Source organism: Shinella sp. GW821-FHT11G07, assembly GCF_058808115.1.
Map to the genome: position 1 here is coordinate 348,372 of NZ_JBXARJ010000003.1, position 19,057 is coordinate 367,428.

Here is a 19,057-nt window from a genome sequence, read left to right on the forward strand (position 1 = left end):
TTCGCCACGCCTATGACTCTCCCGGCAACAGAGAGACGAGGAGAGCGAACATGGCACGCACGATCACCGGAACCAATGGTGCAGACCGCATCGTCCAGGGCGGCAGCAGCAACAATATCGAACTGACCATCCGGGCGCTGGCCGGCGACGACACCATCATCCTCAACCGCACCGACGACTTCGGCGGCCGCAACAGTGTCGATGCGGGCGCGGGCAACGACAGTGTTGTCAACATGAAGGAGGATGGCAATGTCATCCTTCTCGGCGCCGGCAACGACACCTATGTCGGCACGGGCTTCGGCTCCTTCTCGAGCGAACGCGCCGACCTCGTGCGGGCTGGCGACGGCAACGACAAGATCGTCGTCAGCACCTTCAAGAGCACCTATCTCGGCGAGGCCGGCAATGACAGCTTCTTCTCCGTCGGCCAACAGAACATCTTCAATGGTGGCAGCGGCGTCGATTCGATCAGCTTCCTGCCCCGCGACGACGATACGGTCCTGGGTGGCTCCGGCGTCGGTATCGACCTGCAGCAAGGGCTCGCCCAAACGGCCGCCAACCGCTTCGAGACCCTGATCAGCATCGAGAATGCGGAAGGCACCAATGCCGGCGACGCGCTCTTCGGCTCCAACGTCAATAACGTGCTCAGCGGCCTTGCCGGCGACGACTCGATTGCCGGCCGCGGCGGCAACGACGTGCTGGTCGGCGGCCTCGGCCACGATCTCCTGCAGGGTGATGGCGGCGCCGACCGCTTCGACTTCAACTTCCGCGCCGAATCGGCCGTCGGCGCCAACCGCGACGTCGTGCTCGACTTCAATCGCAGCCAGGGTGACCGGATCGACGTGCGCGACATCGACGCAAACACCATCCAGGCCGGCAACCAGGCCTTCACCTTCATCGGTGACAGCAATTTTTCGAGCAGCGCAGGCCAGCTTCGCTTCAAGGACGGCATTGTTTCCGGTGACATCACCGGCGACGGCCGCGCCGATTTCCAGATCGGGGTGCAGGGCATCAGCGCCATGATTGCAAGCGATTTCCTGCTCTAGGACGCAGATCGTCCGGCCGTCCTACGCCCGTCAAGCCACGACTTGCGCCCGCATGGCCTTCACCGCCCATGCGGGCACGATTTCCGCAACGAGCGTGCGGGAGCGTTTGCCTGCCGCGATATCGGCAAGCGCCATGCCGGTGCGTATGGACGCCAAAACCTGTTGCTTGGTGACGAGATAACCCTGCTCCAGCGGCGGGGTTTTTCGGCCAACACGTTGGAAGAACGGCCGGCGATGGCTGCGCGAGCCGAGGAACCGCGCCGGGCCGGCATTGACCGAGACATGGTCGACGATCGCATCGACCCAACCCGTCATTGGCCGGGCACCAGGCTCCAGTAGCAGCAGCCAGTCGCCGCGGGCGGAGCGCATCACATCCTTGATATCCCAGCTCGTCAGGAAGCGGCAGCCCGCCGCATCCGCCACCATGGCGGAGCCGTCGCGCGAGCCGTGGTCGAGCACGATCACGTCGCGCACCACGCCCTCGACGGCGCCCGCGACCAGCGCGGACAATGTCTGCGCCAGTTCCGCCTCGTTGTCCCGGCATTCCATGATGATTGTCAGCATCCCCTTCAATACCGCAATGCAACATCGATTTCCACCGCACCTCGCCTGGCATCTCGCCGCATGGTTAGGCGGCATGGTTAGCGCCGGGCGGAAATTTGTTCTTGCATTGTTCTCATTCCCGCGATAGGAATATAGTCACTGAAGCAGGGGCGGGATCGCCTCGCGGAGACAGCCATGAACGATCTTGCTGACCTCAGGCAGGGTGCACTCGCGCCCGGCCACACGAAAGACGTTGCCGAAGCGCTGTTGGCACAGACCGGCATGCGCATCGAAGTGGATCGTCGGCGCGGCCGCGGCGCCGGGCTGAATTTTACCGGCCGGTTCGAGCCGGTGACGCGCGAAGGGTTCGACGACGGCTGGCAGACGCTGGAGGAATTGCCGCCCTTCCGCACGGAAGTCCAGATCGAGAAACCGCGCACCATCATCACCCGCAACGATTCGCCCGACATCCCCTTCGATCGCTCGATCAACCCCTATCGCGGCTGCGAACACGGCTGCATCTACTGCTTTGCCCGGCCGTCGCATGCCTTCATGGGCCTTTCCGCCGGGCTCGATTTCGAGGCAAAGCTGTTCGCCAAGCCGGATGCGCCGAAGCTGCTGGAACGGGAGCTCTCCAAGCCGGGTTACAAGCCGCGCGTCATCGCCATCGGCACCAACACCGATCCCTACCAACCGATCGAGAAGGAATGGCGCATCATGCGCCAGATCCTCGAGGTGCTGGACAAGGCCAATCACCCGGTTTCGATCGTCACCAAGTCGGCCATGGTCATGCGCGACATCGACATTCTCTCCCGCATGGCGGCGCGCGGCCTTGCCTGGGTCGGCATGTCCGTCACCACGCTCGACCGCAAACTCGCCCGCACCATGGAACCGCGTGCTGCGACCCCGCCGCGCCGGCTGGAGACGATCCGCGCACTTTCCGAAGCCGGCATCCCGACCGCCATCATGATGGCGCCGATCATTCCCGGCCTCAACGACCACGAAATCGAACGCGTGCTGGATTCGGGCAAGGCGGCTGGCGCTGTGGAGGCGAGCTACGTGCTGCTGCGCCTGCCGCTGGAGGTCAGCCCGCTCTTCCGCGACTGGTTGCTGCGCAACTATCCAGATCGCTACCGCCACGTCATGTCGCTGGTGCGCTCCATGCGCGGCGGCAAGGATTACGACGCCGAGTTCGGCAAGCGCATGAAGGGTGCCGGCCCCTATGCATGGCAGATCGCCCGGCGTTTCGAGATGGCAGGCAAGCGGCTGGGATTGACACGCACCCGCCGTAGCCTCGCCAGCGACCAGTTCGTACCGCCGTCAGGCAGCGGGGTGCAACTGTCCTTGCTCTGATGCCTTAGCGGTTGGGGGTGACTAGCTTCCCCGTTCGGCACTCTGACAAGACGGCCTGTCCCACGGCAAGTAAAGCCAAGGCCTGCATACCGCCAAAGCCGCGGCCATGGTTTGAAAATTCTGCGCAGCTTCGTTGGGCCGGACGGCTCGGGAAAAGGCGTAATCCTCTTCCGGCCCGTCTTCCCCGGGCGCGCCGGTTGCTCCTCCGGCATCCGCCTCCTGCCGGAGGGCTTGCAGGGAATCGGACGGATGTGCGAGGTTCGCCGCATGTCCCGTGTCGCATCCTCCGATTCCCGCCTTCTTTTCGACCTGCCCGAGGGGCCAGACTTCTCGATGGAGCTTGCTGCCCGCAAGCGCGGCCTCTGGCCGGTTGCCGGCACGGACGAGGCCGGCCGCGGGCCGCTCGCCGGGCCCGTGGTGGCCGCCGCGGTGGTGCTGGATCCGGAAAACATTCCAGACGGGCTTAATGATTCGAAACAGTTGAGCGCGGCAAAACGCGAATTCCTCTTCACGCTCATCATGCAATCGGCCTTCGTCTCGGTCGCCTCCAGCTGTTCGCGCCGCATCGACGTCATCGATATTCGCAAGGCAAGCCTCGACGCCATGCGCCGCGCCATCGCCGGTCTTGAGGTCAAGGCGCAACTCGTGCTAGCCGACGGCCGCGACGTGCCGCCCGGCCTCGCTTGCGAGGGCCGCGCCGTCGTCAAGGGCGACGCCCGCTCGCTCTCCATCGCCGCCGCTTCCATCGTCGCCAAGGTGATGCGCGACCGCATGATGGCCCGCGCCGAAGCAACCTTCCCCGGCTACGGCTTCGCCCTCCACGCCGGCTACGCTACCCAAGTCCACCGCGATGCCATCGAGTCCATCGGCCCCTGCCGCCTGCACCGCATGAGTTTCCGCCCGCTCCGGCAAGAGTGACGTTGAGAAACCGTCAGCTTTAGGATCGACCTTCGGGTGTTTGCGGCGGCATCGTCCGCTTCGTCATCCATTCCGCCATCAGCTGGCCACTGCCGGCGGAAAAGTGCGCATCGAGGACCGCCGACTTCACGATGCGATCGGCCCGGAAATGCCGATAGTCCCCGCGCAGTTCACACCATGCCGCAATCAGCGTGACATCGACGTAGTAAACCGTGGCGACCGGCCAGATCGTGCGCTGCGTACGGCGATTTTGCTCATCTCGATAGGTGATTCGGATTTTCCGGCAGTCACGGATGGCGTTGCGGACGTCGAGCAACTCAATCCCTTCTGGCCGAACCGTATCACCTTCAGACACGAAAAACCGGGGCGAGAGCAAATAGCTGCGAAGATCTCCCGGGATCGTGTGCTGGAGTTTGCTCAGCACGCTTTCGGCGGCGTCCTGCAGTTTGCGGTCGCGAATGCGGTGGACCAGATGTGCGCCGAGCGTAATGGCCTCCACTTCCTCCACCGTGAACATCAAGGGCGGCAGGTCGAAGCCCTTGCGCAGCAGATAGCCGAGACCGGGTGCGCCTTCGATCGGGATACGCCGCGCCTGCAAGATGGCGATGTCGCGATAGATGGTGCGCGTCGTCACCTCCAGCCGCTCGGCCAGCGCGGCGGCCGTCGTCGGCTGCGATGTTCCGCGCAGCGCCTGGATGATGTCGAACAGGCGGTCGGCGCGGCGCATGGTCAGAGCTCCTCAACACCACTGACAAAACGGTGTCAGTAGCATCGGTCTATAGAGCATCCAAAGCAAGGGAGGGACAGGATGCAGAACGACCAAAACAGAGGACTGGGCACCGTGTTGATCATCGGCTCGGCGGTTGCCTACAGCTTGTCGGGTTATTTCACCAGACTCATCCCGTTGGACGTATGGACGATCCTGTTCTGGCGCGGACTGTTCGGCGGGCTCACCATCGCGGTCTTTATTGCCTGGCGCCATGGGCACGGCCTGTGGGGCGTGGTCCGGGCCGTGGGCATGCCGGGTCTTTGGGTGACGGTCCTGTCCACCGTCGCGACGATCTGCTTCATCAGCGCGCTTCGCCTCGCTCCGGTCGCCGATGTGATGACGATCCATGCGGCCATCCCGTTCATGACGGCCGTCCTGGCGCTCGTCTTCACCGGTGAGCGGGAAGGCTGGAGCACATGGGGAGCGAGTATCGCCGCCCTGATCGGCGTGATGATCATCGTCAACCCACAGGCGTCGGGCGGACACCTGATGGGCTATGCCTTCGCCGCGACGATGGCACTGTCCTATGCGGCCATGATGGTGATCATCCGCAAGAACCGGCACGTCTCGATGCTGCCCGCAGCCTGTCTCTCGGCCTTGCTTTGCGCGCTCGTGGCTTTGCCGTTCGCGCGGCCTATGGCTGTCTCGACGACGGTGATGATCGACCTGATGCTGTTCGGGACCGTGCAGTTCGGCCTTGGTCTCTTGCTGATGACGGTCGGCACGCGGTTGATCTCGGCCACCCGTTCGGCCCTCATTGGCAGCATGGAAAATCCGCTCGCACCGCTATGGGTGTGGCTCGCCTTTGGGGAGCAACCGCTAACCGCCACCTGGATCGGCGGCGGCCTGGTGATGGCGGCGGTGATCTTCGACGTTCTCTTGAAATCAAGGCATAGGCGGCGCGCCATTGCATCAACCAGCATGACGGAGGCGTAGTGGCAGGCGCAAACAGCAAAAAGGCCGGCATCGCTGCCGGCCTTTTTAAATCACGCTCTAGACCCTCAGTTGAGGCGGGTCTTTACTTCGCTGATGGCGTTGTCGAACAGCGTCTTGCCGGTGGCGGCATCGGCCTTGGCGGCGATGACCTTCTCGGCGGCTGCGACTGCGAGGTCGACGGCGGCGGCGCGAACGGCGTTGATCGCGTCGGCTTCCGCCTGCTTGATCTTCTGCTCGGAGAGCGCCGTGCGGCGGGTGACGTATTCCTCGGTCTTCTGCTTGGCTTCCGCGGTCAGCAGGCTTGCCTCGCGCTCAGCGGCGGCGACGATGCTGGCGGCTTCCGCCTCGGCATCCTTGCGCTTGCGCTGGTACTCGGCGAGCAGGTGCTGGGCTTCCTCACGAAGACGCTTGGCTTCCGCCAGCTCGTTCTGGATCTTTTCAGCGCGGGCGTCGAGGCCCTTAGCCATCATGCCCGGAACCTTGAGGTAGGCGATGAGGGCCAGGAACAGAATGAGGCCGACAAAGGCATAGAATGTTGCGTCGAATGCCATGGTGCGCTCCTTACTTGCCTGCGGCCGATTTGACGGCCGAAGCGACTTCGGCCTTGGTGGCCTTGGCGCCGATCAGCTGCTCGACGACGGCTGCCGTGGTTTCCTCGGCAATCGTGCCGACATCGGCAAGCGCCTTGGCCTTGATCTCGGCGATGCGGGTTTCGGCACCGGCGATCTTGTCCTGCAAGGAGGCTTCGATCTTGGCGCGTTCGGCGTCGGCACGGGCCTTGGCTTCGTCGCGGGCGGTCGAAGCGATCGCGTTGCCCTTGGTGCGGGCGCTCGCAAGCTCCTGCTCGTAGGACGCAATCGCGGCATCCGCTTCGGCCTTCAGGCGCGACGCTTCGTCGAGATCCTGAGCGATGCGGTCATGACGGGTCTCAAGGATGCCGCCGATGCGCGGAATGACAACCTTCGACATGAGAAGATAGAAAAGACCGAAGGTGATCGCGAGCCACAGGAGCTGCGATGCGAACGTGGTCTGGTCGAACGGCGGGAAGACGCCGGAACCGGCTTCTTCGCCATGAGCAACACCCGTTTCGGTGTGCACTTCGCCTGCCGGCTGAGCCGCATGCGTATCCGCAGGGGTCTCATGCGTTGTCGCAGGAGTTTCCGCCTGGGCGATTTCGAAAGGGGTGGACTCGGCCGACGCCAAGGTCACAGACATGCTGACCTCCAGGGGGCATTCTCAAATCTTGTACGAAACGTACGATGGACCACGGCCCTTGCGGGCCATGGTCCAGTCCTCAGCCGGTATTAGACGGCGAAGAGGAGGAGGAGAGCGATGAGCAGCGAGAAGATGCCCAGAGCTTCCGTAACGGCGAAGCCGAATACGAGACGGCCGAACTGGCTGTCAGCAGCAGACGGATTGCGCAGAGCGCCGGCAAGGTAGCTGCCGAAGATGTTGCCGAGGCCGAGAGCCGTGCCGGCGAGACCGAACGTGGCAAGACCTGCGCCGATGAACTTTGCTGCTTCCGCTTCCATGTTGAACTCCTTGAATGGGATGTTGCGGCTTATGAGCGGCGCCCGAGGGCGCCAACGACTGTTTCCTTAGTGACCACCCGGATGCACGGCATCGTTGAGGTACATGCATGTCAGAACTGCGAAGACATAGGCCTGCAGGAACGACACGAGGAATTCGAGACCGGTCAGGGCGACGGTCATGAGGAGGGGCAGGATCGAACCGACCACACCGACGGCGCCGAGGGCGCTGAGCGAGGTGACGAAGCCGGCGAAGACCTTGAGCGTGATGTGACCCGCCAGCATATTGGCGAAAAGACGGATCGAGAGGCTGATCGGACGCGAGAGGAACGAGATGACCTCGATCGTCACGACGAGCGGAAGAAGCATGCCGGGAACGCCGGACGGCACGAAGAGCTTGAGGAAGCCGAAACCGTGCTTGTAGAAACCGTAGACCACGACCGTGCCGATGACGAGCATGGCGAGTGCGAAGGTGACGATGATCTGGCTGGTGACGGTAAAGAAGTACGGCACCATGCCGAGCATGTTGGCGGTCAGCACGAACATGAAGAGCGAGAAGACGAACGGGAAGAACTTCATCCCGTGGCTGCCCGCCCCTTCCCGGAGCATCGAGGCGATGAACTCATAGGACATTTCCGAAACCGACTGCATGCGGCTCGGAACGAGGCCGCGCTGGCCGGTCGTGAAGTAGAGGAAGCCGATACCCGCGGCCACGGTGGCGACCATGAACAGCGAAGCGTTGGTGAACGAGAAATCGATGCCACCGATTTCGATCGGAACAATCTTGTTGACCAGGAACTGATGGGTCGGATCGTTTGACACCGCGTATCTCTCTCGCTTGCCCGCCTTGCGGCGGAAGTCACCCCTGGAGCCTGTCCATTTTTCTTCGAAAAACGAAAAGGCTCTATCTCATTATTCCGCACAATTCCGATGATAACCGCTACGCGCTTTTCCCGGTCTTGCTTGCCGAACAGTCCCCTCAGGCACCGTCCTTCGTCTTGGTTTCGTCCCGTCCGCCTGCGGCCTTGCCGGGCTCACGCCCGGCCAGCCTATCGACCGGATGGGGCGATGCCACCATGCCAGCCGCGCGCATGACGTTCAGAACGCCGGCACAGAAGCCAAGGAGCAGAAGAATGATCATCCCCCACGGCCGTGTACCCGCAAAATGGTCCAAAAGATAGCCCAGAAGCGCCCCGACAATGACGGCCGCGACGAACTCGCTCGAGAGCTTCATGGCAACCGCGTAGCCCTTGCGGCTTTCGGATGCCCGTGCCTCGGCGGCTGCTTCCGCCCCGTCGTCCTTGCGCCGTTCCGCGAGTTCCGCGTCCAGGCGTTTCAGCCGGTCTTCCAGACTTTCCTTTTGCTGATCGGTCATGGCACGCTCCTCGCTCGCTTTCCCGCGAAGCTTTCGCCCCATTGCGGACATATTGAAGGCTAGGATTCAAGCCATATCCGACCCCTTTCGAAGTCGGCCGCAACATAGTTTTAGGTGCCAGCATAGTCAAGGCATGGCGGAGCTTTGTGCCGCACCAAATATATTGAGATATATCAATAGATTATGAGGATTCCCACCGTGGCCGCGACAGATCGCCCCGGGAATCGGGCATACCGTGGCGCAGACTCAGCAAGCCCCGGCCGGCGTCAGACGAAAGCCATCAGCTCCAGCCGCCGCCATAGGTACGGTAGAAGATGTGCTTGCCGATCTTGGCCACGCGCTTCATCGTGCGGCCCCACGGCGGGTTCACATAGGTCGCGTGATAGTGGGTGGAAGATCCGACCTCCTCGAACCAGATCTTGCCGGCCGTGACGGCCATGGCGATCTCCTTGGCGGTCTTCCAGTGCCAGGGCGAGAGAATGAGGTCCGGAATGCGGTCGCAGGCAAAGGAGAACTGGCAGCGGTTGCGCCAGTTTTCGTTCTGGTAGACGACGCCGCAGATCGTGTTCGGATAGGCGGGGTTGCGCACGCGGTTCAGGATGACCTGGGCGACGGCGGCCTGGCCCTTCAGCTCCTCGCCGCGCGCCTCGAAATAGATACCTTCGGCAAGGCATTTCTGTTCCTTGGCGGTGAAGACCTCGGCCGGCAGCGGGGTCGCGGCCCAGGCATGATCTTCCGCCGAAATATCGGGAATGAAGCGGCCGAGCTCCTTGTTCGGCTTCAGGATCGAATCGAAGGGTGATTCCCGGGCGTAATCCGGCTCGACGCGGGCATAGGCGGTCGCCAGAACATCGGCCTTGTCGTTGGTAACGAGGTCCGCGATCATCGGCGAGACGCCGGGGTCCTTGCGTACCGGCGTCTTCTTGTAGAACGCCGTGGCGATCTCGATTTCCTTGCCGGCGATCTGCGACTTGGCGAAGGCCATACGCTCACCGGTGTCGAAGGCGGGCGAGAGAAGCGAACTGGTGCGCTCCAGAATCGAGCCTGCGGTAAAATCCTTCGGCGGCAGCACCGGCATGACGGTGACGATTCGGTTCTTCTTGTCGCGACGGTTGACGCGGTCCTCGTCGGGAATGGCGCCCTGGCCCTTGTGTTCGCTGCGCAAAGCCGCCGAGACGCCGCCCGGCAGCTCGACCCCTGCCCCGCTTTCGACGCCGCCGGTGGTCATCGCGTCGGCAAACTCGATCTCGACCTCGTGCACGGAGCCGGCCGGCGAACGGGTCAGCACCATGGTCTGGTTGCCACCCTTGCGGTTGAGCCCGGCGAGATAGGTGGCGAGGTCCGTATGAGCCGCCTGGGTGGGGAAGCCGGCGACGAGGCCAAGGCCAAGGGCGAGCGGGATTGTCCATTCCCGCCGGGTTTTTCTGCGCAATTCCGCTGCACATTTCCGCTGGAATTGCTTCAAAGACTCAAGGAAGCCGCCTGTCCCTGCATGACGAATGCTACGCTTACGCAACTGTCTACTCCGCACGCATGCGCAGGCCCTGCCGCCGATAGACGATCGACGTCTCTTCCTGCCCGGAAATGTTCGTATGGGAGCCCCGCCGCGCCGAAGCACGGGCCCGAAGCGGCTCGTTGTCAGGGTAAAATGAAGCATTAACCTTGATGCTTGGTTAATGCTGATAAACCGCTTTGGGGGAGGCCATCACCACCCCTTCACGATTTCGTCAATGACCGGCGCAATTTCGAACGCAAAACCGCTGTACACTTTTGCCGGAGTTGTTCAGATCACGACATGCGAGCCGAGTTCGACCACGCGATTGGTCGGCAGGCGGAAATAGTCGGACGGGTCGGTCGCAAGATTGGCAAGGCCGATGAACAGCCGATCCTGCCACATCGGCATGCCGGAGTCAGAATCCGGCACCAGCTTGCGGCGACCGAGATAGAACGAGGTCGACATGATGTCGAACTTGTGCCCCGCCTTGCGCATCAGGCCGAGCACCTGCGAGACGTTCTGCGTTTCCATGAAACCAAAATGCATTTCGATGCGCGAGAAGCGCTCGGAAATCTTCTCGACCTTGAAGCGCTCGGCACGCGCGACGCGCGGCGTGTTGTTCGTCTTGACCGTCAGGATGAAATTCTTCTCGTGCAGCACATGATTGTGCTTGAGATTGTGCAACAGGGCGGCGGGCGCAAAATCCGGATCGCTGGTCAGGAAGATCGCCGTGCCGGGAACCTGCACCGGCGCATGGGCGCTCTGCCTCTCCACCGACTTCACGAAGGCCGGCAGCGGCACTTCGATGCGGCGCGTCTTGTCGCGCAGGATGCGCGTGCCGCGCGTCCAGGTCCACATCACGATGACAACGCCCGCGGCGATCATCACCGGCACGTAACCGCCGTCGTGCACCTTGAGCAGGTTCGCGCCGAGGAAGGTGAGTTCCAGCAGGAAGAGCGGCAGCAGCACAGCGGTGGCGGCGAGCTTCGTCCAGCGCCAGCGCTTGCGCAGGAATTCGAAGGCGAGCACCGTCGTCACGACCATCGCGCCGGTGACCGAGATGCCGTAGGCCGTGGCAAGCGCCTCGGACGAACCGAAGATGAAGACGAGCGCCATCACGCCGAAGAGCAGAACCGAATTGACGCCCGGCAGGTAGATCTGCCCGGTCTGGGTTTCCGACGTGTGGAAGATTTCCATGCGCGGCAGGAAGCCGAGATGGATGGCCTGGCGCGTCAGCGAGAAGGCGCCGGTGATGACCGCCTGGCTGGCGATGATGGTGGCGGCGGTCGCAAGGATGACGACGGGCAACAGCGCCCATTTCGGGAACATCAGGAAGAACGGGTTTTCGATCGTCTCGGGATGTGCCAGCACCAGCGCGCCCTGCCCCAGATAGTTCAGCGTCAGCGCCGGGAAGACCAGACAGAACCAGGCCCACTGGATGGGCCGGCGGCCGAAATGGCCGAGATCGGCATAGAGCGCTTCCGCGCCGGTGACCGTGAGGAACACCGCACCGAGCACGACAAGGCCGACATAGCCCTCATGGATCATGAAGAGCACGGCGTAATAGGGATTGAAGGCGGCGAGGATGCCGAGATCGTCGCTGATATGGTTGAGACCGGCAACGCCCATGACGATGAACCAGACCGCTGTGATCGGGCCGAAGAACTTCGACACGGCGGCCGTGCCCCAGGACTGCACGGCAAACAGCATGACGAGGATGACCACCGAAATCGGCACGACATAATCGGCAAGCGTCGGCGTCACCAGCTTGAGGCCTTCGACAGCGGACAGAACGGAGAGCGCCGGCGTGATCATCGCATCGCCGATGAAGAGCGCAGCACCGACTGCGCCCATGAAGAACAGCACGGTGGCGCGCCGGCCCGCCGTCTTTGCCAACAGGGCCAGCAGCGAAAGCGTACCGCCCTCGCCGTGGTTGTCGGCCCGCAGGAGGAAGAGCACGTATTTGAGCGTGACGATGATCGTCAGCGTCCAGATCATCAGCGAGATCAGGCCGACGACCTCCATTCGGGAAACGCCGTCATCCGCAACGGGACGTAGCGCCTCGCGGAAGGCATAGAGCGGGCTCGTGCCGATATCGCCATAGACGACGCCGACGGAGCCGAGGGCAAGTACGAACAGCGTGCGCGCCCTGCTGCGGGATTGCGGTGCATGACCGGCGTGTGAGTGCATGGCGATCAGGCTCTAGAGCCAGCCTTTCCAGCGAAAGAAAAAGAACGGGAGAATTGCCGACAACCCCATCGCGACAAGCGTCAGCGGATAGGCGGAGGCCACGCGCAGTTCCGGCATGAACTCGAAGTTCATGCCGTAGGTCGAGGCGATCAGCGTCGGCGGAAGCAGCACGACGGAGGCGATCGAGAAGATCTTGATGATGGCGTTCTGCTCGAGATTGATGAGGCCGAGCGAGGCATCGAGCAGGAAGGTGATGTTGCCGGCGACGAAATTGGCGTGTTCGGACAGCGACTGCACGTCGCGCGTCACCGTGCGACACCGTTCCAGGCTCTCGCGGTCGGATTGCAGGGCGGGAAGCCCGTGCAGGAAGGTCAGCACACGGGACAGCGACATCAGGCTGTCGCGCGTCTTGGCAAGCAGGCGGTGCAGCGCCGAGATCTGAACAATGCGATCTTCAAGGTAACGCGGCGGGCGGCGCGAAAGGTGACGCTTGTCGCCGAACACTTCCAGGGACAGTTTGTCGGCACGCGACACGGCGGTTTCGAGGATTTCGGCCGTGCGGTCCGCGATGGTTTCCAAGAGGCGCGTGATCATCACGGTCGGCGAGGAACAGCCACCCGGAATACGGTGCATCGCGCTCTTGAAAAGCGAAAACGAGCGCGGCTCGGCGTAGCGTACCGTCAGAAGCTTGTTCGGCGTCAGGATGAAGGCGACGTCCGTCAGGTGGGGCAGATCGCTTTCCGCCTTCACCATCAGGGAAGCGGTCAGATAGGCCGCATTGCCCTCCGTATAGAGACGGCTCGACGGCTCGATGTCCTTCAGTTCGTCGCGTGTCGGCACTTCGATCGAAAGAACACGCTCGATGAGCGCCTCCTCGTCTCGCGTGGGCTCGAGCAGATCGACCCACACGGCGCCGTCGAGTGCGTCGGCGGCGGCAGAATCGGTCGCTGTGGGCAGGGCGCATGCCTCGCCATGGGGACGGAAAACCGTGATCACCGGCGAATGGCTCCGAAACGGACCATCGCTCACACTCCTGGTTGAACGCCATCCTTCAGCGGATGGCCGCGCATATTGCGCGGTGCAACATAAAAATCAAGCGCCCGCCCGAAACGCCCCAGGGACGCGAAAGGTTCGTCTATTCGAAGACGATGGCCGGTGCTCCCCGCGTGCCCTTGCCCCGCACGGTTTCCAGCTCCTGCCAGACCCGCGTGGCAATCGCACGGTAGCTCTTGGCCGACGCGCCCTCCGGATTGGAGACGACGACGGGCGTGCCGGCATCCGAGGTCTCGCGGATGTCCATGGTGAGCGGCACTTCGCCGAGGAACGGCACGCCGATGCGCTCGGCTTCCTTGCGCGCTCCGCCATGGCCGAAAATGTCGTAACGGTTACCGGTGTCGGGCGCGATGAAGTAGCTCATGTTCTCGACGATGCCGAGCACCGGCACCTCGACCTTGCTGAACATGTTGAGGCCCTTGCGCGCATCGATGAGCGCCAGGTCCTGCGGGGTCGAGACGATAACGGCGCCGGCGAGCGGCACCTGCTGGGCCATGGTGAGCTGGGCATCGCCGGTGCCCGGCGGCATGTCGACGACGAGCACGTCGAGATCGCCCCAGGCGACCTCGCGCAGCATCTGCATCAGCGCCGACTGGATCATCGGGCCGCGCCAGATCATCGCCACTTCCTCGTCAACGAGGAAGCCCATGGACATGACCTTGATGCCGTAATTCTCCATCGGCTTGATCATGCGGCCTTCAAGCTGCTGCGGCCGGCCGGTGATTTTCAGCAGCCGCGGCATGGAGGGGCCGTAGATGTCGGCGTCGAGAATCCCGACGCGCAGGCCATTCGCCTTCAGCGCCAGCGCCAGATTGACCGACGTCGTCGACTTGCCGACGCCGCCCTTTCCGGAGGCAACCGCGATGATGGCATCGACGCCCGGAATGCCGGATTTCGTGCGCTGCTGCGGCTGCGCGGGGGCGGCATGGGCATGGCCTGCATGCGAATGGCCGGCGTGGGAATGCGCAGGCTCGCCGCGACCGGGTGCCGGTGGTGCCGGCGAACGCGCAGCAGCGGGGCCGGAGGCGGCGCGCTTGTCCGCCGTCAACGCCACCATGGCGGCCTTGATGCCGGGGATTTCCTTGACGACGCGCTCGGCGGCCGCCCGCAACGGATCGAGCTCACGGGCGCGTTCGGCCGGCACGGTGATCGAGAAATAGGCCTTGCCGTCGGAAATGAAGACGTCGGAGACGAGACCGAGATCGACGATGTTGCCGTCCATGTCCGGGCCGCGCACCGTGCGCAGCCGTTCCAACACCTGTTCCTTGCTTACATCCGTCATGAAACCCTCGATAGCCTTCGCGGCGTCTGGCCGCCGCCTTCTCCCGTAGATAGTGCACGGAAAGGCCGTCGCCAAACGAATTTACCGGCGACGGAAGGCCTCGGCTTTGCGGCAGGTTGCCTCAGCCCAAGCATGGCTGGCGGCAAACCGCTTCAGGCGATCAGCCCGCGACGGATCGCCTTGACCACGGCCTGGGTGCGGTTGACCGCCTCCAGCTTGCGGGTGACCTGGTTGAGGTAGTGGTTCACCGTGTGCTCGGAAAGGCCGAGGATTTCGGCAATCTCCAGGCTGGTCTTGCCCGCCGCCGTCCAGCTCAGGCACTGGATCTCGCGCTCCGTAAGGACCACCTGTCCCGATTTCCACGCGGCGCCGATCTCGGCGAGCCGGTTGAAGAGGTGCACGGAAATCATCTGCAGCATCAGCCGGTCGTCACGACTGATCGACGGATTTTCGCCACCCCAGACGACGGCGCCGCGATTGCCGAGCGCGTCGTGTACCGGGAAGAAATGACCGACGAGCATGCCATGGTTGTTCATCAGGTCGAGCAGTTCGGTGAAATCCGACTGTTCGGACGACTCGCCGATCCATTCCCGCATGTCGTAGGAAAACGGCACCGTGGTCAGCCGCAGCTTACGGATCCCGGCACTTTGCCGCACCATGCGCAAGGCATCGTATTTGGCAAGGACTTCCTGCGGCCAGTTGCTGACGATGGAATAGGCCGAAAGCTTTTCGGCCTCGAAACCCGGCAGGTTGAAAACGATGAAATATTTAAGCCCGTATTCTTCGCACTTGCGCCGCATATAGCGCACGATATCGAACTGCGTTTCGAGGGCGGCGATCTCGACGCCCTCGTCCTGTAGCTGGTTTTCGGTGCTGCTCGTTTCGTCAGCCGTCATGTTTCCCCGCAATTTTGTTTTTCGCCCTGGGCAATTGGAGCGGCAACGGACGCTTTCCAGAAAGTCGCAAGGTTTTTTTATACATCAGTTCAAAAGTCCGGCACGAATCGCCTTGACGACCGCCTGGACCCGGTTGACGGCATCGAGCTTGCGCGTCGCCCGATTGAGGTAATGATTGACCGTATATTCCGACAGACCGAGAATTTCAGACATTTCAACGCTCGTCTTGCCGGCCGATGCCCAGGACAGGCACTCGGTCTCGCGGCGCGAGAGCGAAACGTTCTGTCGGCGGCCGGCACGCAGATCCACCACCTCGGTGAAGATGTGGTTGGCAAGTGCGTTGAGTTCGGCCATCTCGCGCGGATTGAGCGCTTCGCGCGTACCGCCAAAGGCGAGCGCGCCGCGCAGACCTGCCGAATTGTGCGCCGGGAAATAGGCCCCGCGCGACAGGCCGTGCCGGTCGAACAGGCTCGCCGCGATCGTCGCCTTGCCATCGGCCCGGCGGCGGTTCGTGCCGTCCGCATCATAGGTGAAGGGATTTGTGCTCTGGCGCAGGCGCCCGATGACGGGACTGCCGAAGATCAGGCCGGCATCGTCATAGGTTTCAAGCATTTCATCCGGCCAGGACGTCAGAAGGACGTTGGACGAGAAATCGGTCGAGGTTTCAGACGGAATGTTGATCAGCAGATAACCGCGGAGGCCGAAACGCTTGACGATGCCGCTCAGCATCTCGGCAACATCTTCCTCCGACCCCAGGGCCGACGGGGTTGTTCCCCACCGATGCTGGAATTGTGCAGACGTCGTATGGAATCGATCCGCCATATCCCTATCTTCCTTCAGCACGCACGCGACCGTGCGGCAAAATAACCTGCCGACACAATGCACTGCTTGCCTCAGGAACCCCCGTATCCCAATGCAAGTATGTTCGATGAACCGCGTCTCAAGACCGCGGAAAGCGACGCAACTCAAGAGCTGGTCGTGACGGAAGCTACTGATGCCCCTTTCCCACGTCCAGCGCGATTTTCTAATTTACCGTAAAATGGTGCCAGAAGACAACCACGTGATCACTTACGTACCTCATTATCGACTTATCGTTGCGGACCGAGCCGCGCGGCAAGCTCCGCCATGATGGCGCCGGCCGCGTGGCGGACACGCGGCGCCCAGTCGACAAGCTCTGTTTGTCCAACACGATAGGCCGGTCCCGTCACGGAAACGCCCGCGACAAGCGACCGTCCGGCATCGAAAACCGGGGCGGCGACACAGCGTATGCCAGGTTCGTGTTCTTCCCGGTCGAAGGCGATGCCGCTTTGGCGAATCTCCACCAGTTCGGCGAGGAGTTGGGCTCGCCCGGTGATCGTCTGGGGCGTGAAGCGGCGGAATTCGGTCACTGACAGGACCGCCTCCAAGGCCTCGGAATCGAGCACGGAGAGCGCCGCCTTGCCGACACCCGTGCAATAGGCGGGCGAGGCATTGCCGACCTGCGAATTCATGCGCACCGCCTGGCGGCTTTCCACCTTGTCGAGATAGATGATTTCCCGCCCGCGCAGCACGCCGAGATGCACGGTCTCGCCGGTTTCCCGATGCAGCGCATCGAGGAACGGGGCGGCGACGGCACGGAATTCGTTGCGCGCCCAGCTGGCCGAGGCGAGCTTGAGAAGGCGCAGGCCTGGCATGTAGGCGTGGTCGGGGCGCAACTCCAAAAGCCCTTCCTGCACCAGATGGGACAGCTGGCGATGCAGAGTGCCGCGCGGCTGGTCGCTGACGGCAAGCACGTCGGTGAAGCGCATCGGCCGGTCGGCGAGCGCAACCGTCTCCAGCACATCCATCGCCTTGCCGAGCGTGCCGGTGCCTGCACCTGTTTCGTTTGCCGTCGTCATTGTCGCAGCCCCGTTGATCCCTTGACACTCCGGCACAGTAGCGGAATAATTCCGAATAATCAAACTCAGTTCCAAATAATGGAATTTACACCGGGAGAGCAGCGATGACGGGTCGTTATCCGGACCTCGCAGGACAGGGCGTGATCATCACCGGCGGAGGCTCGGGCATCGGTGCGGCGCTGGTGGCGGGTTTCGCGGCTGAAGGCGCCCGCGTCGCCTTCCTCGATATTGCCGAGGCGGAGAGCCGCACGCTGGTTTCCGAACTGGATGGCAAGGTCGAACATCTTCCACTCTTCATAGGAACGGACCTGCGCAACATCGCGGCGTTGCGGATAGCCATCGAGACAGCGGCGGCTGCGCTCGGCGGCATTCGTGTGCTCGTCAACAATGCGGCGCGCGACGACCGGCACGATCTCGAAACCGTCGAACCCGACTATTGGGACGAGAACCAGGCGGTGAACCTCCGCCACCACTTCTTCGCCGCCCAGGCGGTCGCGCCGCATATGCGCAAGGGCGGCGGTGGCGCGATCGTCAATTTCTCCTCCATCGCCTTCCTGCTCAACATGGGCGAGTTGCCCGGCTATGCGACGGCCAAGGCCGGCATCATCGGCCTCACCAAGTCGCTTGCCGGCAAGCTCGGCCCGGACAGGATCCGCGTCAACGCCATCCTGCCCGGCATGGTGCTGACGGAGCGACAGAAGCGCCTGTGGATCGACGACGACGCCAAGGCCGACGGCATCGACCGCCAATGCCTGAAGCGCTCGCTGCTGGCCGAGGACATGGTCGGCCCTACCCTCTTCCTGGCGTCGGATGCGTCCGCCGCCATCACCGCCCAATCACTCATCGTCGATGGAGGCATGCTCTGATGACCAACCCCACCCCCGAACCCGCCTATGTCGCGGTCGACTGGGGAACCTCCAGCTTCCGCCTCTGGCTCATCGGCAAGGATGGCAGCGTCATCACCGAACGTCGCAGCGGCGAAGGCATGACCACCGCCGCGCGCACCGGCTTTGCCGAGGTGCTGGCAAGCCATCTTGGCGCAGTTTCCGCGCCCGACGGCCTGCCCGTGCTGGTCTGCGGCATGGCCGGCGCCAAGCAGGGCTGGATCGAGGCCGGCTATATCGACACGCCCGCAGCCCTTGCCGACATCCCGGCCGCGGCCGTGCGCATTCCCGGTGTCGCGGCGGATATCCGCATCCTGCCCGGCCTTGCCCAGCGCGATGCGGCCGCGGCCGATGTCATGCGCGGAGAGGAAACCCAGCTTCTCGGTGCCGCCGGCGCGCTCGGCGAAGGCGACCACCTCGTCTGCATGCCCGGCACGCACAGCAAATGGGTTCGCCTGTCCGGCGGCAAGGTTCTGGGGTTCTCCACCTTCATGACCGGCGAACTGTTCGAGGCCATCGCGAAGAACACGATCCTCAGCCATGCCATCGCCGAGGCCGGTGCGATTTCCGGCGGGACCGCCGCCTTCCGCGCCGCCGTGGCGCGCATGGTCGCCAATCCGGCGCTCGCGACAAGCCAGCTGTTTTCCGTACGGGCCGGATCGCTGATTGCAGGGCTTTCACCCGAAGATGCCAAGGCGCGGCTCTCGGGCACGCTGATCGGGCTGGAAATTGCCGGGGCGCTTTCGCTGGTTGCGGAAGGCACGCCTGTGACGCTGGTCGTCTCGGGCGGGCTTGGCGACCTTTACAGCGAGGCGCTGGCCGCCGCCGGGCTCTCCCCCTCTATCATCGACGCCGATACCGCCGTGCGAAACGGCCTAGCCGCAGGCGCCAAGGCGCTCTGGTCCCTCTGAGAA

Annotated in this window: 20 protein-coding genes; 6 read left to right on the forward strand and 14 right to left on the reverse strand. The window is 63.3% G+C overall.

Going from position 1 to position 19,057, the window contains the following annotated elements:
• Positions 1–50: 50 nt before the first annotated feature.
• The gene (locus AC1RT2_RS08160) at positions 51–1,043 is read left to right on the forward strand and encodes a calcium-binding protein (RefSeq protein ID WP_493100974.1); all 993 of its coding nucleotides are present in this window, start codon (positions 51–53) and stop codon (positions 1,041–1,043) included.
• 30 nt (positions 1,044–1,073) lie between these two features.
• Here the strand turns inward: AC1RT2_RS08160 and AC1RT2_RS08165 are convergent, their stop codons facing one another.
• Positions 1,074–1,607: a glycosyl transferase gene (locus AC1RT2_RS08165; protein WP_493100976.1), complete on the reverse strand. Its 534-nt coding sequence runs from the start codon at positions 1,605–1,607 to the stop codon at positions 1,074–1,076.
• Positions 1,608–1,781: 174 nt separating this feature from the next.
• Here AC1RT2_RS08165 and AC1RT2_RS08170 point away from each other — a divergent pair, with 174 nt between their 5' ends.
• Complete coding sequence (locus AC1RT2_RS08170) at positions 1,782–2,939, forward strand: PA0069 family radical SAM protein (RefSeq protein ID WP_493100978.1); 1,158 nt, start codon at positions 1,782–1,784, stop codon at positions 2,937–2,939.
• A gap of 267 nt (positions 2,940–3,206) precedes the next feature.
• Complete coding sequence (gene rnhB / locus AC1RT2_RS08175) at positions 3,207–3,857, forward strand: ribonuclease HII (RefSeq protein WP_493100980.1); 651 nt, start codon at positions 3,207–3,209, stop codon at positions 3,855–3,857.
• 19 nt (positions 3,858–3,876) lie between these two features.
• On the opposite strand, the gene AC1RT2_RS08180 is transcribed toward rnhB, so the two are convergent.
• A complete protein-coding gene (locus AC1RT2_RS08180) occupies positions 3,877–4,584 on the reverse strand; it encodes a helix-turn-helix transcriptional regulator (protein ID WP_493100982.1) in 708 nt (235 codons plus the stop codon).
• An 81-nt stretch (positions 4,585–4,665) separates the two neighbouring features.
• On the opposite strand from AC1RT2_RS08180, the gene AC1RT2_RS08185 reads away from it, so the two are divergent.
• The gene (locus AC1RT2_RS08185) at positions 4,666–5,562 is read left to right on the forward strand and encodes a DMT family transporter (protein WP_493100984.1); all 897 of its coding nucleotides are present in this window, start codon (positions 4,666–4,668) and stop codon (positions 5,560–5,562) included.
• A 65-nt stretch (positions 5,563–5,627) separates the two neighbouring features.
• Here AC1RT2_RS08185 and AC1RT2_RS08190 read toward each other — a convergent pair whose 3' ends face one another.
• From AC1RT2_RS08190 to AC1RT2_RS08245, 12 genes are all read right to left on the reverse strand, one after another.
• Positions 5,628–6,113 carry a F0F1 ATP synthase subunit B gene (locus AC1RT2_RS08190; RefSeq protein ID WP_493100986.1) on the reverse strand — a complete coding sequence of 162 codons (486 nt, stop codon included), beginning with the start codon at positions 6,111–6,113 and terminating at the stop codon, positions 5,628–5,630.
• Between the two features lie 10 nt (positions 6,114–6,123).
• Positions 6,124–6,777, reverse strand: a complete 654-nt coding sequence (locus AC1RT2_RS08195) for a F0F1 ATP synthase subunit B (protein WP_069059649.1) — start codon at positions 6,775–6,777, stop codon at positions 6,124–6,126.
• Between the two features lie 89 nt (positions 6,778–6,866).
• Positions 6,867–7,094 (reverse strand): F0F1 ATP synthase subunit C, encoded by a 228-nt coding sequence (locus tag AC1RT2_RS08200; RefSeq protein WP_069059650.1) that lies wholly within the window; start codon positions 7,092–7,094, stop codon positions 6,867–6,869.
• Between the two features lie 66 nt (positions 7,095–7,160).
• Entirely contained in the window at positions 7,161–7,913 is a 753-nt protein-coding gene (locus AC1RT2_RS08205) for a F0F1 ATP synthase subunit A (RefSeq protein ID WP_069059651.1), read from the reverse strand.
• A 157-nt stretch (positions 7,914–8,070) separates the two neighbouring features.
• The gene (locus AC1RT2_RS08210; protein ID WP_069059652.1) at positions 8,071–8,466 is read right to left on the reverse strand and encodes an AtpZ/AtpI family protein; all 396 of its coding nucleotides are present in this window, start codon (positions 8,464–8,466) and stop codon (positions 8,071–8,073) included.
• A 280-nt stretch (positions 8,467–8,746) separates the two neighbouring features.
• On the reverse strand, positions 8,747–9,898 hold the full coding sequence (locus AC1RT2_RS08215) for a cell wall hydrolase (protein ID WP_493100989.1): 1,152 nt from the start codon (positions 9,896–9,898) through the stop codon (positions 8,747–8,749).
• A gap of 351 nt (positions 9,899–10,249) precedes the next feature.
• A complete protein-coding gene (locus AC1RT2_RS08220; RefSeq protein WP_493100991.1) occupies positions 10,250–12,151 on the reverse strand; it encodes a potassium transporter Kup in 1,902 nt (633 codons plus the stop codon).
• Positions 12,152–12,163: 12 nt separating this feature from the next.
• Positions 12,164–13,147, reverse strand: a complete 984-nt coding sequence (locus tag AC1RT2_RS08225; RefSeq protein WP_069059655.1) for a magnesium transporter CorA family protein — start codon at positions 13,145–13,147, stop codon at positions 12,164–12,166.
• Positions 13,148–13,286: 139 nt separating this feature from the next.
• Positions 13,287–14,486, reverse strand: coding sequence for an iron-sulfur cluster carrier protein ApbC (gene apbC / locus AC1RT2_RS08230; RefSeq protein WP_069059656.1), 1,200 nt, complete (start codon positions 14,484–14,486; stop codon positions 13,287–13,289).
• Positions 14,487–14,638: 152 nt separating this feature from the next.
• Positions 14,639–15,382, reverse strand: a complete 744-nt coding sequence (locus tag AC1RT2_RS08235; protein ID WP_069059657.1) for a helix-turn-helix transcriptional regulator — start codon at positions 15,380–15,382, stop codon at positions 14,639–14,641.
• Between the two features lie 84 nt (positions 15,383–15,466).
• Entirely contained in the window at positions 15,467–16,204 is a 738-nt protein-coding gene (locus tag AC1RT2_RS08240) for a helix-turn-helix transcriptional regulator (RefSeq protein WP_069059658.1), read from the reverse strand.
• A gap of 266 nt (positions 16,205–16,470) precedes the next feature.
• Entirely contained in the window at positions 16,471–17,259 is a 789-nt protein-coding gene (locus AC1RT2_RS08245) for an IclR family transcriptional regulator (protein WP_493100994.1), read from the reverse strand.
• A 104-nt stretch (positions 17,260–17,363) separates the two neighbouring features.
• On the opposite strand from AC1RT2_RS08245, the gene AC1RT2_RS08250 reads away from it, so the two are divergent.
• Positions 17,364–18,125 carry an SDR family NAD(P)-dependent oxidoreductase gene (locus tag AC1RT2_RS08250; protein ID WP_493100996.1) on the forward strand — a complete coding sequence of 254 codons (762 nt, stop codon included), beginning with the start codon at positions 17,364–17,366 and terminating at the stop codon, positions 18,123–18,125.
• Positions 18,125–19,054: a 2-dehydro-3-deoxygalactonokinase gene (locus AC1RT2_RS08255; protein ID WP_493100998.1), complete on the forward strand. Its 930-nt coding sequence runs from the start codon at positions 18,125–18,127 to the stop codon at positions 19,052–19,054. The genes AC1RT2_RS08250 and AC1RT2_RS08255 overlap by 1 nt, the downstream gene beginning before the upstream one ends.
• The last annotated feature ends 3 nt before the right edge of the window (positions 19,055–19,057 follow it).

Bases quoted from the DNA above. Each gene is read 5' to 3' on its own strand.
- AC1RT2_RS08180 (WP_493100982.1), bottom strand. From the start codon at position 4,584: ATGCGCCGCGCCGACCGCCTGTTCGACATCATCCAGGCGCTGCGCGGA.
- apbC (WP_069059656.1), bottom strand. From the start codon at position 14,486: ATGACGGATGTAAGCAAGGAACAGGTGTTGGAACGGCTGCGCACGGTG.
- AC1RT2_RS08220 (WP_493100991.1), bottom strand. From the start codon at position 12,151: ATGCACTCACACGCCGGTCATGCACCGCAATCCCGCAGCAGGGCGCGC.
- AC1RT2_RS08245 (WP_493100994.1), bottom strand. From the start codon at position 17,259: ATGACGACGGCAAACGAAACAGGTGCAGGCACCGGCACGCTCGGCAAG.
- AC1RT2_RS08210 (WP_069059652.1), bottom strand. From the start codon at position 8,466: ATGACCGATCAGCAAAAGGAAAGTCTGGAAGACCGGCTGAAACGCCTG.
- AC1RT2_RS08185 (WP_493100984.1), top strand. From the start codon at position 4,666: ATGCAGAACGACCAAAACAGAGGACTGGGCACCGTGTTGATCATCGGC.
- AC1RT2_RS08200 (WP_069059650.1), bottom strand. From the start codon at position 7,094: ATGGAAGCGGAAGCAGCAAAGTTCATCGGCGCAGGTCTTGCCACGTTC.
- AC1RT2_RS08240 (WP_069059658.1), bottom strand. From the start codon at position 16,204: ATGGCGGATCGATTCCATACGACGTCTGCACAATTCCAGCATCGGTGG.
- AC1RT2_RS08170 (WP_493100978.1), top strand. From the start codon at position 1,782: ATGAACGATCTTGCTGACCTCAGGCAGGGTGCACTCGCGCCCGGCCAC.
- AC1RT2_RS08190 (WP_493100986.1), bottom strand. From the start codon at position 6,113: ATGGCATTCGACGCAACATTCTATGCCTTTGTCGGCCTCATTCTGTTC.
- AC1RT2_RS08235 (WP_069059657.1), bottom strand. From the start codon at position 15,382: ATGACGGCTGACGAAACGAGCAGCACCGAAAACCAGCTACAGGACGAG.
- AC1RT2_RS08160 (WP_493100974.1), top strand. From the start codon at position 51: ATGGCACGCACGATCACCGGAACCAATGGTGCAGACCGCATCGTCCAG.
- rnhB (WP_493100980.1), top strand. From the start codon at position 3,207: ATGTCCCGTGTCGCATCCTCCGATTCCCGCCTTCTTTTCGACCTGCCC.
- AC1RT2_RS08195 (WP_069059649.1), bottom strand. From the start codon at position 6,777: ATGTCTGTGACCTTGGCGTCGGCCGAGTCCACCCCTTTCGAAATCGCC.
- AC1RT2_RS08255 (WP_493100998.1), top strand. From the start codon at position 18,125: ATGACCAACCCCACCCCCGAACCCGCCTATGTCGCGGTCGACTGGGGA.
- AC1RT2_RS08165 (WP_493100976.1), bottom strand. From the start codon at position 1,607: ATGCTGACAATCATCATGGAATGCCGGGACAACGAGGCGGAACTGGCG.
- AC1RT2_RS08250 (WP_493100996.1), top strand. From the start codon at position 17,364: ATGACGGGTCGTTATCCGGACCTCGCAGGACAGGGCGTGATCATCACC.